General features: G+C 65.9%; 13 protein-coding genes. 6 read left to right on the top strand and 7 right to left on the bottom strand.

Annotation, left to right across the window (positions count from 1 at the left end; genetic code table 11):
- Positions 1-552 precede the first annotated feature (552 nt).
- Positions 553-840, bottom strand: coding sequence for a hypothetical protein (locus ACE10X_RS15365; protein WP_028345379.1), 288 nt, complete (start codon positions 838-840; stop codon positions 553-555).
- Between the two features lie 122 nt (positions 841-962).
- Here ACE10X_RS15365 and ACE10X_RS15370 point away from each other — a divergent pair, with 122 nt between their 5' ends.
- From ACE10X_RS15370 to ACE10X_RS15380, 3 genes are all read left to right on the top strand, one after another.
- The gene (locus tag ACE10X_RS15370) at positions 963-2,369 is read left to right on the top strand and encodes a CoA transferase (RefSeq protein WP_375764290.1); all 1,407 of its coding nucleotides are present in this window, start codon (positions 963-965) and stop codon (positions 2,367-2,369) included.
- Between the two features lie 151 nt (positions 2,370-2,520).
- On the top strand, positions 2,521-3,768 hold the full coding sequence (locus ACE10X_RS15375) for an efflux RND transporter periplasmic adaptor subunit (protein ID WP_018270630.1): 1,248 nt from the start codon (positions 2,521-2,523) through the stop codon (positions 3,766-3,768).
- 115 nt (positions 3,769-3,883) lie between these two features.
- Positions 3,884-7,012: an efflux RND transporter permease subunit gene (locus ACE10X_RS15380; RefSeq protein WP_038387159.1), complete on the top strand. Its 3,129-nt coding sequence runs from the start codon at positions 3,884-3,886 to the stop codon at positions 7,010-7,012.
- Between the two features lie 11 nt (positions 7,013-7,023).
- Here the strand turns inward: ACE10X_RS15380 and ACE10X_RS15385 are convergent, their stop codons facing one another.
- Together ACE10X_RS15385 and ACE10X_RS15390 are read right to left on the bottom strand one after the other, a co-directional pair.
- Positions 7,024-7,992 (bottom strand): amidohydrolase family protein, encoded by a 969-nt coding sequence (locus ACE10X_RS15385; protein ID WP_038387160.1) that lies wholly within the window; start codon positions 7,990-7,992, stop codon positions 7,024-7,026.
- 137 nt (positions 7,993-8,129) lie between these two features.
- Positions 8,130-9,548 (bottom strand): TolC family outer membrane protein, encoded by a 1,419-nt coding sequence (locus ACE10X_RS15390; RefSeq protein WP_080583501.1) that lies wholly within the window; start codon positions 9,546-9,548, stop codon positions 8,130-8,132.
- Between the two features lie 242 nt (positions 9,549-9,790).
- On the opposite strand from ACE10X_RS15390, the gene ACE10X_RS15395 reads away from it, so the two are divergent.
- Complete coding sequence (locus ACE10X_RS15395; protein ID WP_038387161.1) at positions 9,791-11,662, top strand: acetyl-CoA hydrolase/transferase C-terminal domain-containing protein; 1,872 nt, start codon at positions 9,791-9,793, stop codon at positions 11,660-11,662.
- Between the two features lie 75 nt (positions 11,663-11,737).
- Here ACE10X_RS15395 and ACE10X_RS15400 read toward each other — a convergent pair whose 3' ends face one another.
- Both ACE10X_RS15400 and ACE10X_RS15405 read right to left on the bottom strand, forming a co-directional pair.
- On the bottom strand, positions 11,738-12,517 hold the full coding sequence (locus tag ACE10X_RS15400) for an enoyl-CoA hydratase (protein ID WP_016843234.1): 780 nt from the start codon (positions 12,515-12,517) through the stop codon (positions 11,738-11,740).
- Between the two features lie 124 nt (positions 12,518-12,641).
- The gene (locus ACE10X_RS15405) at positions 12,642-13,313 is read right to left on the bottom strand and encodes a hypothetical protein (RefSeq protein ID WP_038387162.1); all 672 of its coding nucleotides are present in this window, start codon (positions 13,311-13,313) and stop codon (positions 12,642-12,644) included.
- Positions 13,314-13,637: 324 nt separating this feature from the next.
- On the opposite strand from ACE10X_RS15405, the gene ACE10X_RS15410 reads away from it, so the two are divergent.
- Both ACE10X_RS15410 and ACE10X_RS15415 read left to right on the top strand, forming a co-directional pair.
- The gene (locus tag ACE10X_RS15410) at positions 13,638-14,183 is read left to right on the top strand and encodes a sigma-70 family RNA polymerase sigma factor (protein WP_038387163.1); all 546 of its coding nucleotides are present in this window, start codon (positions 13,638-13,640) and stop codon (positions 14,181-14,183) included.
- A 2-nt stretch (positions 14,184-14,185) separates the two neighbouring features.
- Positions 14,186-14,824: an NrsF family protein gene (locus ACE10X_RS15415; RefSeq protein ID WP_038387164.1), complete on the top strand. Its 639-nt coding sequence runs from the start codon at positions 14,186-14,188 to the stop codon at positions 14,822-14,824.
- 319 nt (positions 14,825-15,143) lie between these two features.
- Here the strand turns inward: ACE10X_RS15415 and ACE10X_RS15420 are convergent, their stop codons facing one another.
- Both ACE10X_RS15420 and ACE10X_RS15425 read right to left on the bottom strand, forming a co-directional pair.
- Entirely contained in the window at positions 15,144-16,250 is a 1,107-nt protein-coding gene (locus ACE10X_RS15420) for a DUF2336 domain-containing protein (RefSeq protein ID WP_038387165.1), read from the bottom strand.
- Positions 16,251-16,309: 59 nt separating this feature from the next.
- On the bottom strand, positions 16,310-17,458 hold the full coding sequence (locus ACE10X_RS15425) for a GGDEF domain-containing protein (RefSeq protein WP_038387166.1): 1,149 nt from the start codon (positions 17,456-17,458) through the stop codon (positions 16,310-16,312).
- Positions 17,459-17,552: the final 94 nt, after the last annotated feature.

The raw sequence follows: 17,552 nt of genomic DNA on the forward strand, positions 1-17,552 counted from the left end.
TCAGTGTCGTCCCTGCGAAAGCAGGGACCCATAACCACCGATGGTCATTGTTGAGCAGCGCTGCAACGACGAGTCCCCTCCACAACAGCCGCCGCGAAGTATGGGTCCCTGCTTTCGCAGGGACGACAGCGGAGGACGCGCCCTCTCGGCTCAAGCACGACCGTCTCTGGAATACTGGATCGCCCGCTTTCGCATTCGCATGTGATGACACCCGCGTGTTTGTCATCATGAATCGAGGACCATCCACCGCCGTCGTCCTGGCCCCCCGTGCGCAATTGCGCGCTAGGCCAGGACGACGATTGAGGAGATCGTCAGCCCGTGTCCGTCACCGTCATGCAGATGAGGCCGCGCAGCGGCCGTCTCGAAGCAGCAAGCGGGATGGTGGATGCGGCGCGAACGCGCCATTGTCCATCCAACCAGTTCATCGACTGATGTCGCGCGAATGCGAACGTGTAGCCTACACGCCAATGCTGACACGTAGCTTACAACCCGTCCCTGTCGGACGGGCCCCACGTCGCATCGATGACGGATGACTTCCTCAGCCGCTGCATGCTACTCCACCGCGGCGCCGACCGGCGGTCCACCCGGCGGGCGGTGCAGGAAGGTGATCGATGCATAGGCGCCGACCCACGAGCCGAGGGCGGCGAAGGCGACGTAGAGCCAGTTTTCGGTGTAGCTGATCACCGCATAGGAGGAGAGCACATACCAGACGCTGCTCCAGGTCGCCGCCGGCACGCGCTTGCGTGCCACGACCGCCGAGGTGAACATGACATAGACCGCGTCGGTCGCTGCGGTCGCGAGGAAGACACCGCCGGCGGTGAGGGGATCGATGGCAGCCATTGCAACTCCTGTGTGGGTCAGGCAGAGCTGGATATAAGCAGGGCCGGAAATGACGGTTGGGATTGGGCACCGCCTTTTTGTCATCATGCTCGGGCATAGAATAATCGCAAACGGGTATGCGCATGCAGGACATTCGTGAAATCCTTTCCGATGTCTGGACCGGCGCCGGCGGCGCGCCGGCCGCGCTCGATGCGGTCGCGTTGACCGGCAGCGAGCCGCAGCTGCCGTCGTCGTTTCGGGTCGCAGCCGCAGCGCAGGTGCCGATCGCAGCAGCCGGCCTCGCGGCGGCCGAGATCTGGAAGGCCCGCAGCGGCGAGCAGCAAGAGGTCGCGGTCGACATCCGCCATGCCGTCGTCGGGTGCCGCAGCGAGCGCTATTTGCGCGTCGACGACAAGCCGCCACCTCCGGCCTGGGACAAGATCGCCGGCGTCTATCGTGTCAAGGACAACCGCTTCGTCCGCCTGCACACCAATTTCCCGCATCATCGCGATGCCCTCTGCAAGGTGCTGGGCTGCAACGCCGAGCGTGACGAGGTCCAGGCCGCACTGCTGCAATGGGACGGCGAGGCGTTCGAGACCGCGGCCTACGCCGCCGGCGGCGTCGTCGCCTTGATGCGCTCGCACGACGAGTGGTCGGCGACGCCGCATGCCAAAGAACTGGCAAAGCTGCCGCTGATCTCGATCGAGAAGATCGGCGAGGCCGCGCCGAAGCCGTGGCCCGCCGGCAACCGCCCGCTGGCCGGCATCCGTGTGCTCGATCTGTCGCGCGTGATCGCCGGTCCCGTCGCCGGCCGCACGCTCGCGGCGCATGGTGCCGACGTGCTGCTGATCTCCGGTCCCGATCTGCCGGCGATCCCCTGGCTCACCATCGACACCGGCCGCGGCAAGCTCACGAGCTTCCTCGAGCTGCGGAGCGAGGAGGGGCGGGGCGTGATGCAGGGTCTGGTGGCGCAGGCCGATATTCTCTCGCAGGGCTATCGTCCGCAGGCGATTGCACGGCTTGGCTTCTCGCCGGAGGACGCGGCGCGGATCAATCCCGGGATCGTCTATGTGACGCTGTCGGCCTACGGCCATGCCGGACCATGGGCCGGGCGCCGCGGCTTCGACTCGCTGGTGCAGACCACGACCGGCTTCAATCACGCCGAAGGACAGGCGGCCGGCACGGATGGGCCGAAGGAATTGCCGGCCCAGATGCTCGACCACGCGACCGGATATTTCATGGCGTTCGGCGCCATGATGGCGAAGGCCCGCCAGGCCCGCGAGTGCGGCAGCTGGCACGTCCGGGTATCGCTGGCGCAGACCGGGCGCTGGCTGTGGAATCTCGGCCGCCTCGAGGGAGGCCTTGCGACCGAGGACCTGAAGGCGGATGCGGTGCAGCCCTTCATCGAACGGCTGCCGTCCGGTTTCGGCACGCTGAGCTCGGTCCGCCATGCGGCCGTGCTGTCGCGGACCCCGGCGCATTGGTCCCGTCCGGCCATGCCGCTCGGCAGCCATCCTCCGGAGTTTCCTCCCCCGGAGTTTCCCGGATGAGACATTCAGCTGCCGTTCAGGCTATCCAAACTTTAACGACTGGCATCGCCGAAGGGCGATTTTTAGGTTGTTTGAAACGCCAATTCAGCACTATTAGCGCACCGCTGGGGCTGTCCCGCCGGACGCTGCAACGATCGACCCCGCGGACCGCATGGTGAAAGAGTTTACCAAGAGAATGCAGAGCTTTAGCCGCCCGCGCCTGGTCGTGGCCGCAGCGCTGCTGGCGGTTGCCTGCGCGGGTGCCTATGGCTACACGCGTTTCGGCACGGAAAAGCAGACATCTTCGGAAGTCTCCAGCCAGTCCCGCAAGGGCGGCGCGCGCTATGCCCCGTCGGCGGCCGAGTGGGCCAGCCTGACCTTCCAGACCGTGAGCGAGCGCACCTTCCGCTCCGAGCTGGTGACCGAGGGCAAGATCGGCATCGATGAGGACCGCTCCACCCCGGTCTACTCGCCCTATACCGGGCGCGTCACCCGCCTCATGGTGCGGCCCGGCGACGCCGTGGTGAAGGGCCAGCCGCTGTTCGTGATCGAGGCGGCCGACACCGTGCAGGCGCAGAACGATTACGTCGCGGCGATGACCGGCCTCAACAAGGCGCAGTCGGCGCTCGACCTGGCGCAGATCCAGGAGAAGCGCGCCAAGGATCTGTCCGAGGGCAAGGCGATCCCGCTGAAGGATTATCAGCAGGCGCAGGCGGCGCTGGTGCAGGCGCAGAACGATGCGCGCTCGGCGCAGACGCTTTTGGAAGCGGCGCAGAACAAGCTGCGCATCCTCGGCTTCAGCGACGACGACATCACGACGCTGCGACAGAAGGGCCGCCTCAATCCGGAGACGACGGTGTTCGCGCCGATCGGCGGCACCGTGGTTCAGCGCAAGGCCGGTCCGGGCCAATATGTCTCGACCGGCGCCAGCGACCCGGTCTACGTGATCGGCGATCTGTCGACGGTCTGGCTGATCGCCTTCGTCCGCGAATCCGACGCCGACAGCGTCGCGGTCGGGCAGGACCTCACCTTCAGCGTGATGGCGCTGCCGGGCAAGGTGCTGAACGCCCGGGTCAACTATGTCGCCGCGGCGATCGATGCGACCTCGCGCCGGCTCCTGGTCCGCGCCACCATCGACAACGCCGACAAGCGGCTGAAGCCCGAGATGTTCGCCAATGTGACGCTGTATTCGAAGGGCGATCATCCGGCGGTCGGCGTGCCGAAGCAGGCGCTGATCTACGAGGGCGACCAGGTTCGGGTCTGGGTCGCGAGGCCCGACGACAAGACCATCGAACTGCGCCAGATCAAGCCCGGCCTCATCAATGGCGATCTCGTCGAGGTCGCCGGCAACCTCAAGCCGGGCGAGCAGATCGTGACGAAGGGAAGCCTCTTCATCGACCGCGCCGCATCAGGCACCTAAGCGCATGATCCGGAAACGCGGGAACCGGTTTTCCCTCGCGACAAACGCGCAACGCGTTTGCGCGGAGATCACGCTCAATAAGAAAAGTCCCTTCCAGTTGAAAGCGTCGATCTGAATGGATCGCCTCGTCGCCCTTGCCGTCAATCGCCGCTACTTGATGGTGGCCATGTTCGTGGCCGTCTTCATCGGCGGCCTGATCGCGTTCAAGCAGCTCAACATCGAGGCCTATCCCGATCCGACCCCGCCGATGGTCGACATCGTGACGCAGAGCCCTGGCCTCTCGGCCGAGGAGATCGAGCGCTACATCACGATCCCGATCGAGACCCAGGTCGCCGGCATCAAGAACCTCAAGACCATCCGTACCATCTCGCTGTACGGCCTTTCCGACGTCAAGCTGCAGTTCTCCTTCGACTACACCTATGACGAGGCGCTGCAACAGGTGCTCAACCGCCTGTCGCAGCTCGCGCCGCTGCCGGGCAACGTGCTGCCCGGCATCTCGCCGCTGAGCCCGATCGGCGAAATCTTCCGCTACCGCCTGAAGGGACCGCCGAACTACAGCGTGCTCGACCTCAAGACGCTGCAGGACTGGGTGCTGCAGCGCCGCTTCCGTGCGGTCCCCGGCGTGATCGACGTCACCGGCTGGGGCGGCAAGACCAAGACCTATGAGATCCAGGTCGACTTCAACAAGCTGGTCGCCAACGGCCTGACGCTGCCGCAGGTGCTGCAGGCGGTTTCCAACGCCAACATCAATGTCGGCGGCAACACCGTGAACATCGGCTCGCAATCGGCCGTGGTGCGCGGCGTCGGCCTGATCCGCTCGATCGACGACCTCGCCAACACCATGGTCTCGCAGTCCGGCGGCAATCCGGTGCTGGTGCGCGACATCGCCCATGTCACGATCGGCGAGAAGCCGCGGCTCGGCATCGCCGGCCTCGACAATGACGACGACATCGTGCAGGGCATCGTGCTGATGCGCCGCGGCGAGCAGAGCTCGCCGACGATCTCCCGCGTCGAGCAGCTGGTCCACGACATCAACCATTCCTCGATCCTGCCGCCCGGCGTGAAGATCGAGCGGATCTACGACCGCAAGGACCTGATCGAGCTCACCACCCACACCGTGCTGCACAACATGGTGGTCGGCATCCTCCTGATCGTGCTGTTGCAGTGGATCTTCCTCGGCGACCTCCGCAGCGCGCTGATCGTCGGCGCGACGATCCCATTCGCGCTGTTCTTCGCCGTGATCATCCTGGTGTTGCGCGGCGAATCCGCCAATCTGCTGTCGGTCGGCGCGATCGATTTCGGCCTGATCGTCGATGCCACCGTGATCATGGTGGAGGCGATCTTCCGCCGGCTGTCGCAGACCACCGCGCTGTCGGAAGACGAGCGAAGCCACATCTCCGAGGACACGGTGATGGGGATGAAGAGCCACGCGATCCTGTCGGCGGGGGCCGATGTGTCGCGTTCGATCTTCTTTGCCGCGGCGATCATCATCGCGGCGTTCCTGCCGCTGTTCACGCTATCCGGTGTCGAGGGCAACATCTTCGGCCCGATGGCGCGCACCTATGCCTATGCGCTGGCCGGCGGCCTGCTTGCGACCTTCACGGTGACGCCGGCGCTGAGCGCGATCATCCTGCCGGCACACATCCACGAGACCGAGACCTGGATCGTCAAGAAGCTCGACGGGATCTACGTGCCGGTGCTGAACTGGGCGATTGCCAACCGCAAGATGGTGATGACCGGTGCGGCCGGCCTCGTGGTCATGACCATCATCTTCGCGCGCTTCCTCGGCCTCGAATTCCTGCCCAAGCTCGAGGAGGGCAATCTGTGGATCCGCGCCACGCTGCCGCCGACGATCTCGCTGCAGGAAGGCAATGCCTATGTCAACGAGATGCGCAAGCTGATCCGCAGCCGTCCCGAGGTGCTGTCGGTGGTGTCGCAGCATGGCCGTCCCGACGACGGCACCGACGCGGCCGGCCTGTTCAACGCCGAGTTCTTCGCGCCGCTGAAGCCGGCCAGCGAATGGCCCACCACCCACGACAAGGAAGTGCTGACCGCGCAATTGCTGGCGCAGTTGCAGGAGAGATTCCCGGGCGTCGAATTCAATTTCTCGCAATATCTGCAGGACAACGTGTCGGAAGCGGTGTCCGGCGTGAAGGGCGAGAACTCGATCAAGCTCTACGGCAATGATCTGCAGGCGCTGACCGACACCGCCAACAAGATCAAGTCGGTGTTGTCGACCGTGCAGGGCGTCACCGACCTTGCGGTGTTCACCTCGCTCGGCCAGCCGACCATCCAGATCGACGTCGATCGCGCCCGTGCCGCGCGCTATGGCCTGTCGCCGGGCGACATCAACGCCACGATCCGGGTTGCGGTCGGCGGCGATAGCGCCGGCGACCTCTATGAACCCGGCAGCGACCGGCACTTCCCGATCATCGTCCGCCTTGCGCCGGAATACCGCAAGAGCGCGGAGGCGATCCAGAACTTGCGGATCGGGGTGGCCAACGCCAATGGCGGCATCACGCAGATCCCGCTCTCTGAAGTAGCCTCGATCAACCTGATCTCCGGCGCGGCCTATATCTACCGCGAACAGCAGGAACGTTACCTGCCGATCAAGTTCTCGGTGCGCGAGCGCGACCTCGGCAGCGCGATCCGGGAGGCGCAGCAGAAGATCGACGAGCAGGTGCAGCTGCCGCCGGGATCGCGTGTCGAGTGGGTCGGCGAATTCGGCAATCTGCAGGATGCGATCAGGCGGCTGTCGATCGTGGTGCCGATTAGCCTCGCGCTGATCGCGGTGCTGCTGTTCTTCAATTTCGGCTCGATGGTCGACACCATGCTCGCGATGAGCGTGATCCCGATGGCGATCTTCGGCGGCGTGCTCGGGCTTCTGATCTCGGGGATTCCGTTCAGCGTCTCGGCGGCGATCGGCTTCATCGCGCTGTTCGGCATCGCCGTGATGGACGGCATCATCATCCTGTCGCAGTTCAACCAGCTGATCGACGAAGGCTATGACCGGATGCGCGCGGTGATCCGCACCGGCGAGCTGCAGTTGCGTCCGGTGCTGATGACCTGCGTGGTGGCAGGCGTCGGCCTGTTGCCGGCGGCGATTTCGGAAGGCATCGGCTCGCAGGTGCAGAAGCCGCTCGCCATCGTCGTCGTCACCGGCATGATGCTGGCGCCGCTGGTGATCCTGATCACGCTGCCGGTGTTGATCTTCTATTTCTCGCGCCGGCCGCGCGAGCGCTAGCTCAGAAGGAATCAGGTGAAGCCGTAGAGCCGTGCAGGGTTGTCGACCAGGATCGCCTTGCGGATCGCTGCGTCCGGCGCCCAGACCGGAAGCTGGTTGAGGAGGCGGCCGTCGTCGATCTGAAACAGCGGCGTCACGTCGGTGACCTTCCTGCCTTGCGGCGTCACCGAATCCGGGTGCGGCCAGTCGGTGCCCCAGATGATGCGCTCGGCATTGGCCGCGATCAGCGCCTGCGCCAGCGGCGTGGCGTCGGCATAATCGGGCGCGAGCTTGGAGGCGCGGTAGGCGCCGGAAATCTTGACATAGGCCTTGCCGGACTTGACCAGTGCGAGCAGGTCGGCAAATCCCGGCTGGCCTGTGCCGAGCGCGGCTTCGGCGCCGCCGAAATGGTCGAACACGATCGGCACCGGCGCTGTGGCGACGAGGTCCTTGATCGCGGAGATCATGGCGAGGCTGGTGAACAGCTGCACATGCCAGCCGCGCGCCTTCATCCGCTCGATCGCGGCCGAGAAGCGCTGCCGGCCGACATTGGGATCGTTGACGCCGCCGGTCGCGAGGTTGAGGCGAATGCCGCGGAAGCCGGCCTTGTTCAGGGCATCGAGATCGCTCTCGCTGGTCTTGTCGTCGATCACCGCGACGCCGCGCGCGGTCGGTCCGCGGGCCGTGATGCCGAACAGGGTCGACGAATTGTCGGGGCCGTAGACGCTCGGCGTCACGATCACCACGCGCTCGACATGGAGCGCCTTGTGCAGCGCGCTCATCTCCTCCGGCGAGGCCGGTTCCGGCGTGTAGACGCGGCCGGCGAAGAACGGGAATTTCTCGGGGTCGCCATGGATGTGGGTGTGGCAGTCGCACGCCCCGGCAGGCACGTCGAAGTTCACCGCGGTCGATGGTTGCGCTGCCTTGGAAAATGCGTTGCTGCTGGTCATGGTCACTCCGGCTGCGATGGAAGCCAGCATCATATCGCGTCGCGTCAGCATTGGACGTCTCCCTGCGTGCTCGGCTGTTATGCGCGTCATACGCGCGCCGGCATTATGGGTTGCCGGCGGGGCGGAGGTTATCGGTGGAGAGAGCGGGCGGGAAGGGCCAGTTCGCGGAGCGAACGGTTCCACAACGCCTATTGTCCCGACGGCGTGCGCAGGCCGTGCCAGGCGTCGCGCACCTGATGGTAATGCACCTCGGGCAGATAGTCCGGCGTCTTCAGGTTCAGCGTCTTGACGTCGAGCCGCCCGGTCGCGCTGAGCAGCGTGTAGGAGGCAATCACGCGGTCGCGCTGCGCACCGATCAGCCGTGCCCGCGCCGTGATCAAATCCTGCTGCGCGTTGAGCACGTCGACCGTGGTGCGCTGGCCGCCCGCGGCTTCCTTCTGCACGCCGGCGAGCGCAACTTCCGCGGCCTTCATCTCGGACTCTGAGGCCGACACCGCGATCTTGGCGCCCTCATTGGCGACCCACGCGCTGACCACGGCGGTCTTGGCTTGATTGCGGACTTGATCCAGCACCAGTCGGCTCTGCGCCGCGACTTCCTTGGCCTGCCGGGTCTGCGATGCGGCGGTGCCGCCGTCATAGATCGGCTGCGTGACCTGACCGATCACCGAGGCTTGATCGGTGCCGAAGCTGCCGAGCGTGGTGTCGGTGTCGCGGCTGCGGCTGACGCTGCCCTGCACCGAGACATTCGGCATCAGGCTGCTCTCGGCGACGCGGATCGAGGTCGAGGCGACGTCGACGTCGAAGCCTGCCGCGGTGACGGCGGGATGCTCGCGGAGCGAGAGCGCGATCGCATCCTCGCGGCTGCGCGGCAACAGCCGGTCGATGGTCTCGGCCGGACGCAACTGGGATGGTGCATTGCCGACCACCTGCGCATAGGTGGCCTGGCTGACCGCGAAATTGACCTCGGCGGCGTTGAGGTCGGCGAGGCCGCGGTTGAGCCGTGCCTCGGCCTGGGCGGTATCGGTCGGCGTCACGTCGCCGGCATTGAGGCGTCGTTCGGTGATTGCCCGGGTCTCCTTCAGGAAGGCGACGTTGGCGCGCTGCGCCTCGACCAGGGTCTGGTTGGCCAGCACATTGGTGTAGACGGTGACGGCGTCGAGCAGCACGCCCTGGCCGACATTGCGCAGCGCCTCGCGGCCGGACTGCACCTGCAACTCGGCGACGCGAACGCTGTTGGCGGTCTTGAAGCCGTTGAACAGGGTCTGCGTCACCGTGACGCCGATCTGCCACGGCTTCAGCGTTGCGGTCTGGATCACATTGCCGGGCAGCTGGTCGCGCACCGCCTGCAGGCCGACCGACAGGCCGGCGATGATCTGGGGACGGTAGCCGGCCAGCGCCTGCGGCACGTTCTCGTCGGTCGCACGCTGGCGCGCCCGCTCGGCATTGAGTTGCGGATTGGTCTGATACGCCTTGACCAGGGCTTCCGGCAGGCTCTCGGCGCGGGCCGCAGTCTCCGTCAGCAGCGCGCATGTCAGCACGCCAAGGCCGATGCCCGACAAAAGCACGCGCCTCGCTACGTCGCCAACCCTGGCGGCACGCTCAACCATGTGATCCCGCAAACCAAAACTCCGGCAGTGCGCCCCCGCCGACGCCGCCGACACATCTACCTGTTTACGGGGCGGTGCCGCCACAGACAAACCGCCGCGCGACATCTGCACATCATTTCAGTTCTTGTCTGTTGCCGGTTCGTCACAGGCGAACGTATCGGTCATATGAAGTATAAGTTTGAACCGCCGGCCGTCGATTCAACGACGCCGGTTATCCACTGTCTCCTCCGGGTCCATTGCTGATGCCCATATTCTTCTCCGACCCCGAGGCGATCGCGGAGCACATCATTGGTGACGTCGGAACCGAACTGGTGGTCGGGCTGCCGCTCGGCCTCGGCAAGGCCAACCACATCGTCAACGCGCTGTATGCGCGGGCACTGGCCGACCGCTCCGTCAATCTGACGCTGTTCTCCGCACTGACGCTGGAAAAGCCGAAGCCGAAGAGCCTGCTCGAACGTCGCTTCATCGGTCCGGTGATCGACCGCCTGTTCGGCGGCTATCCGGATCTCGCCTACGCGGATGCGCTGCATCACGGCGCGCTTCCGCCCAACATCAAGGTAATCGAGTTCTTCTTCCTCGCGGGGCAGTGGCTGCACCAGCCATTCGCGCAACAGCACTACATTTCCGCCAACTACACCCATGCGGCGTCATACCTGTTGTCGCGCGGACTGAATGTCGTGCCTCAGCTTATTGCCAAGCGCATGGTCGACGGCGCGCCGCGCTACAGCCTGAGCTGCAACACCGACACCACGCTCGACGTGCTGCGCGCCCGTGCCCAGGGGCGGGCGTCGTTCAAGCTGATCGGCCAGGTCAATTCCGAGCTGCCGTTCATGCCCGGCGCCGGCGACCTGCCGGCGGATGAATTCGCCGCGGTGCTCGACAGTCCCGAGACCGATTTCCCGCTGTTCGCGCCGCCGTCCGAGCCGATCAGCGACACCAAATATGCGATCGGCTTGCACGCCGCTGGTCTGGTGCGCGACGGCGGCACGCTGCAGATCGGCATCGGGCAGGTCGGCGACGCGCTGGCGCAGGGGCTCGTGGTCCGCCATCGCGACAACGCCCAATTCCGCGGCATCATGCAGCGCCTTGCGCCCGGTACCGGGCAACTCGCCGCGGCCGAGACCGGGTCGTTCGAAAAGGGTCTCTACGGCGTCAGCGAGATGCTGTTCGAGGCGTTTTTAGGGCTGATCGACGCCGGCATCCTCAAGCGCGACGTTGGCGGCGTGATCCTGCACGGCGCATTCTTCCTGGGCCCGCCATCATTCTACCGGGCGCTGCGCGAGATGGCACCGGAGCAGCTGGCGCGAATTCAGATGATGCCGGTTTCCTTCACCAACGAGATCTTCGGCGACGAGGAGGGCAAGCGCCGCGCCCGGGTCGATGCGCGCTTCGTCAACAACGCGATGATGGCGACGCTGCTCGGCGCTGCGATCTCGGACGGTCTCGAGAACGGCCAGGTCGTGAGCGGGGTCGGCGGCCAGTATAATTTTGTGGCGCAGGCATTCGCGCTCGAGGGCGCACGTTCGGTGCTGGCGCTGGAGGCGACCCGTCAGTCCGGCAGGCAGGCGCAGTCGAACATCCGCTGGTCCTATGGACATGAGACCATCCCTCGGCATCTGCGCGACGTCTTTGTCACGGAATATGGCGTCGCCGACGTCAGGGGGAAATCCGATGCCGACGTGATCGCCGCGATGCTGCGGGTCTCGGACTCCCGCTTCCAGGGCGAATTGATGCGGCAGGCCAAGGACGCCGGCAAGCTGCCGCGCAGCTATGAGATTTCCGCGGCGTATCGCGAAAATTATCCCGAGCGCATCGGTGCTGCGCTGAAGCCCGCGCGCGACGCCGGGCTGCTGCCGTCATTCCCGTTCGGCAGCGACTTCACCGATGTGGAGCAGCGGCTGATTCCGGCCTTGCAGATCTTGCAGCAGGCGCAGCACACGCCGCTGCAACTCGCCGGCCTGCTGTGGCAGGGCATGCGGCATCCGCCCGATGCCGCCGACCGCGAATGCCTGGCGCGGCTCGATCTCGACAAGCCGACGCATTTCGCCGAGCGCGCCTATCGCGCGCTCGTCACCGCGGCCTTGCAGCAGAGCCGAAGGGCTAAAGCGCGATGAGACCATCGCGCTTTAGCCTGTTGTCTGCGCATGATCTTGTCCGGAAAACCGCTTCGCACTTTTCCGGATCATGCTTTAGCGGTTCTTGTTGACCGGCTTGCGCTTCTCGATGAACGCCGCCATGCCCTCGGAGCGATCCTCGAGTGCGAAGGTCGAGTGGAACAGGTTGCGCTCGACATTCATGCCTTCCGCGAGCGGCGTCTCGAACGCGCGGTTGACGGCTTCCTTGGCCATCGCGACCGCCGGACGCGACATCGAGGCGATCTTCTCGGCCGCCGCGAGCGCCTCCTCGAGCAGCTTGTCGGCGGGCACGATCCGCGACACGAGGCCCGAGCGCTCGGCTTCCGCCGCATCCATCATCCGCCCGGTGAGGCAGAGGTCCATCGCCTTCGACTTGCCGATCGCGCGGGTCAGGCGCTGCGTGCCGCCGATGCCGGGAATGGTGCCGAGGGTGATTTCCGGCTGGCCGAACTTGGCGGTGTCGGCGGCGATGATGATGTCGCACATCATCGCGAGCTCGCAGCCGCCGCCGAGCGCATAGCCCGCGACCGCGGCAATGGTCGGCTTGCGACAACGGGCGACGCGGTCGCCGCCGATGGCGGTGAAGTCGCTGTTGAACATGTCGATGAAGCCCTTCGGCTGCATCTCCTTGATGTCGGCGCCGGCCGCGAAGGCCTTCTCGCTGCCGGTGATCAGGATGCAGCCGATCTTGTCGTCGGCCTCGAGATCGTCGACCGCCGCGGCGATCTCGCGGAACACGCCGAACGAGAGCGCATTCAGCATTTTCGGCCGGTTCAGCGTGATGACGCCGACCGGTCCCTTGCTTTCGACAATGATGAATTCGAACGTAGCCATGGACGCAAACCCCGTGCCTGATTTGCCGGGCAATGTGCCCGCTGACGGGATGCGCTTCAAGTGGCTGAAACGAGGCTTTGGGCTGCGGTGCGGCGCCCCCCGCGCCGCACCGCAGGTGCCTCCGCTAGGCCATGAACATGCGCGCGGCGGAGGCCACCGTGAGCAGGGCGCCGAAGCCGATGAAGATCTTCCCGATCAGCGAGGTCTGGTCCCAGCTCGCGCTGTCGCTGCTCGCCAGAACCGGGGCCGGCTTGGGTGCTGCCACGGCAACCGTCGGCGGTGGCGCGGGCGGTGCCTCCTGCTGGACGGTCTGCGGCTGAGCCGGCTGCGGCTGTTCCGCCGGCTGCTCCTGCTGCAGGGCGCGGTCGACGTCGTTGAGCTGGTCGGATGCGACCACATTCCCGTCGGACTGGTCTGCGGGCTTGTCGGCCGCGGCAATCAACGCATTGGCTTTCACCGGCGTCGCCGCCGCATTGTCGTCGCCGGAGGTCAGCTCTGCATTGGCGTTGGCGACCGTGGCGGGAATGCCTGCCGAGGTGACGCTGCCGGCGTCACTACTGGTGGCCTTCTTGCTCTCGGATTTATCGGCCGTTTTGGAGGACTGGCGGCGCGCATGGCGCCGGCCATGCCGGGGGCTCTGTTGCGCGGACTTGTCGGTCGTTGCGCTGTCGGATTTCGATGCTGATGAGTCCGAACCGGCCGCATGTGCCGGCAGCGGACCGGCGAGACCCACGAAAAGCCCTGTCAGTCCTGTCGCAACCATCAATGCCAAGCGCCCGCCGGCTTTGATCTTCATTTTGATGATCTCCCCATGTCGCCCGCCCAAGGGCGAAAAGAGACCCCGCTGCGTGTCCACACCGGGGCAGAAAAAGGGAATCTTCGGGCATCCGGGGGCAAAAGCTGGGCAATTTCGTCCTAGTGGTCGATCGGGCGAGCAGCAGCACCGATGCTTGTCGGACCGATCGGTGTTATGAGCCGTGACGGCTGGAAACCCGCCGGTGCGATTCTTTGAGGCCGATCCTCGGCGCGCGGTCGGAGGATGGAGATCACGAATCCGTGATCGTCTGGCGTGCCGCGTAACGAACTGAAAGATCGGCCGAATTGCAATTCAGGAGCCTGCGTGCGCGAACGTGAGGATGAATGGACCGACCTGATGCGGTCGGCCATTTCAGGCGATGACGCGGCGTATCATCGCCTGCTCAAGGCCATCACGCCGGTACTCCGTGCCGCTGCGCGCCGCGGCCTGGCGCGCGCGGGACAGCCGGTCGATCAATCCGAGGACATCGTGCAGGACATCTTGTTGGCGGTGCATTTGAAGCGACAGACCTGGGATACGAGCGCGGCGTTCGCGCCGTGGCTGTTCGCGATCGCACGCAACAAGCTGATCGACGCGCTGCGTCGCCGCGGCAAGCGGATCTTCGTCAACATCGATGATTTCGCCGAGACCCTGCCTGGGGAAACACCGGAGCCGACGGCCTCGCCGGGCGAGGTGAGCGCCCAGCTGCAGGCGTTGCCCGCGCGGCAGCGCGAGGTGCTGCAATCGATCGCGGTCGACAGCGCCTCGATCAAGGACACCGCGGCGAAATTCTCGATGAGCGAGGGCGCGGTGCGGGTCGCGCTGCATCGCGGGCTTGCGAGCCTCACTGCGAAACTGCGGGATCGATGAGCATGGACACCGATCAACTCATTCGAACCCTGGCCGCCGACAATGCCTATCGCGCACGTCCGATCGGTCTTGCGCTGATGCTGGCGCTGCTGGCGGCGGCGCCGGTCTCGCTCCTGATCTTCTTCGCCGAACTCGGCGTGCGGCCCGACGTGATGACCGCCATGCACAATCCGTTCTTCGACCTGAAATTCGCGGTGACGCTGGCGCTCGCCGCTTCGGCGATCGCGGTCAGCCTGCATCTGTCGCGCCCGGAGGCCTCGCTGCGCGGCTTCGGCTGGTGGCTGCTGATTCCCGCCGGCATCCTCGTCGCCGCCATCAGCGGCGAGATGATGATGCCGCAGCGTACGCCGATGATGACTCGGCTGATCGGCAAGAATTCGATGGCCTGCATGACTGCGATCCCCGCGATGTCGCTGCCGCTGCTGGTCGGCGCGCTGTACGGGCTGCGGCAGGGTGCGCCGGCGCGACCGGCGGTCGCCGGCGCGATAGCCGGCCTGCTCTCGGCAGGGCTCGCGGCGACCGTCTATGCGTCGCACTGCACCGATGACTCGCCGCTGTTCGTCGCCACCTGGTACACGCTGGCGACCGCGATTGTCGCGAGCGTCGGCGCGCTGATGGGAACGAGGGCGCTACGATATTGAGTAGCCCGGATGGAGCCAACGGGTCGCGCGAACGCGCGCCCGATGACAGGCTCCGCGAAATCCGGCTGCGCCCTAACCTCCCCTTGAAAAGGGGAGGTCGCTTTGCTCGTCAGAGCAAAGCGGGTGGGGATCAGCTCTCTCCAAGGGCAGCGTCGCCTGCGGCTGACCCCCATCCCGACCTTCCCCCTTTCAGGCGGAAGGGGAAGAGAGCTTCGTAGCCCGGATGGAGCGGAGCGAAATCCGGGGCAGCTCCATCCGCGGATACAGGTCCCCGGATTGCGCTCCGCTCCATCCGGGCTACGGAGATCAGGCTGAGAGTTCAGGCCGCGGGCGCGGACTGCTGCATGCGATGGAAGCGCAGCACCTGCTGCGCGGTCGACGGCCGCAGCCGTTCATAGGTGTCCTTGCAGGCCTGCAGATCGGTCGGCTCGCCGCCCGAGATGTCGTCGCGCAGGTTGATGATCGCCCGCACCGTCGACCATGACAGGCCCGAGACCTTGGCGAGGATCATGACGCCCTCGGCGCGGGTTTCGATCATCATGTTCTCGGCGACGCTGACCGAGACGTTGGCGAGCGCGGCCAGCGAGGCATTGGTCTCGTCGAACTTGCCGGCCTCGGCGAAGGCTGCGAGCTGGAATTCGTCGAGCCGGCCGTCCTGGTAGAGCGACTTGACCAGGGCATGCGCGATCGTGGTGTCCGGCGTCACGGCGGCCGGCGCCGAGCGCGCGCGTCGCGTCGCTTCCTTCACCGCGATCGGAATCTCCTTGGCCTGCTGCGGATTGGCGGCCTCGAGCCGCTGCCTGACCGCGTCCGAGGCCTTGGCGACCAGCTTGAGATAGAGATGCCGCGGGATGTTCGGGCGCAGGCCGACGCAGGTCGACAGATTGTCGTCGCCCTCGGCGCGGCTGACCAGGCGGGTGAAGCCCCGCTCGGTGAACTCCGCGCCGGGATTGTTGACCGCGCTCTGGATCACCTCGTCATTGCCGCGCAGCACCAGCACGTCGGTGACGGCGCCGCTCAGCGTCTTGCGGTTCGAGATCGCGAGCAGATGCGCCTGGCTCTTGCTGCGCGCCGTTTCGATCAGGGTGTCGTCGTCGAGCCGCGGCGACAGCGTCAGCACGGGGCCCGCGACCTCGATCAGATCGTCGAAGGCAAGGGTGCGGATGGTCTGCGGCGGCGCGGTGTCGATCGGGGCGAGGCGGTTGGCGAGCAGCGCCTTGGCCGAGTTTTCGATGTGCTCGAGCAGGCATTGGAAAACGTCGTCGAACAGCACGATCTGCTCGTTGGAATAGTTCACCGAGCCGTTGATGAAGAGGTCGGTCACGCGGCGCAGCGTCTCGACGCGGCGTGCGACGGTGCCGTGCGCGAGCGTCGTCTGAAGCTCGTCGAGCAGACTTTCGGGGGCGGTCTCGGGCTTCAAACTCATGACTCTGTCCTGAAGCAGTGGCGACGGCTTCTCCGGCGCCGAAGAGGGAATGAAGGGTCTCAGGCGCTGGCGATGCGGTTGCGTCCCCTGGCCTTGGCTGCGTAAAGCGCGCCATCGGCGCGGGCGAGCAACGTATCGGAGTTTTCGCGCGGCTTGAGGGTTGTGACGCCTGCGGAGATCGTCACCCGCATGCCGGGCGAGAAAGCGCTCCAGTCGAGATCGGCGATGATCGCGCGCAGCCGTTCGAGCGCGCGGATCGCCTGATCCTGCGACAGGTCGGGCAGCACCAGCAAAAATTCCTCGCCGCCGTAACGGCCGAAGCGATCGACGCTGCGGAGGTTGGCGAACATGCCGATGGCGAAGGTGCGCAGCGCCTCGTCGCCGATCGGATGGCCGTAGACGTCGTTGATGCGCTTGAAATGGTCGAGGTCGATCAGCGCGACCGCGCAGGAGCTGCCGTTGCGGGCGCAGCGGGCGATCTCCTCCTCGAGCGTGCGCATGATGCTGCGGCGGTTGGAGGCGCCGGTCAGCTCATCGAGCTCGGCGAGCTCCTCGATGCGCCGGTAGGCTTCCTTCAGCTTCAGTCCGCTCTGATACAGCGATTGCTGCATCGAGCTGGAGAAGATGCCGAGACACATGCAGCGCCCGATCGTCAGCGCGAACACCAGCATGGTGGCGAGGCGATCGATCCGGGTCGCCGTCGGCATCCCGATCGCCTTGTCGGTGCCGAGGAACAGCGCGGCGAGGCCCAGCACCATGACGGTCCAGACGATCGCGGTCTGCCGCGCCGAGGTGCGCAGCGCGCCGAAGCCGAACACCACGAACAGGTTGCAGAGGAACAGCACGCCGACTTCCGGCGCGATGTAGGTGAACACCAGCAGGTTCACCATGTTGATCGCCGATTGCGGCGCGACCAGATAATGGTCGCGGAAGCGTTCGTGAAAGCCGCGCTCGGAGAGCACCACGTAGACAACGACCAAACAGAGGCCGGTCAGCGCGTAGCCCGCCGCCACCCAGACGGACGTGGTGCCGGCATGCGCGTAGATCAGCAGCACGACGGCATCGAGCACGAAGCAGGCTGCGATCATCGACTGGATCTGGCGGCGCTGCCTGGCCCGGCGCGCCAGGCGCTCGGCCGTCAGCCTTGGACGGCCGCTTTCCGATGCGCCCACGATCGGGCCGGGAAGTGACGACGCAGCGCTGCCCATGGTCCCGCCATTGGTGAAATTCGGCGAAAATCTACGTGGGAAAGCCTTTAGGTTTGGTATCTTTTGGAACCGAATCTACCCCGGTGTACCCGGT

Origin of the sequence: Bradyrhizobium sp. Pha-3, from assembly GCF_042258325.1 — a bacterium.
GTDB classification, from domain to species: Bacteria; Pseudomonadota; Alphaproteobacteria; order Rhizobiales; family Xanthobacteraceae; genus Bradyrhizobium; species Bradyrhizobium elkanii.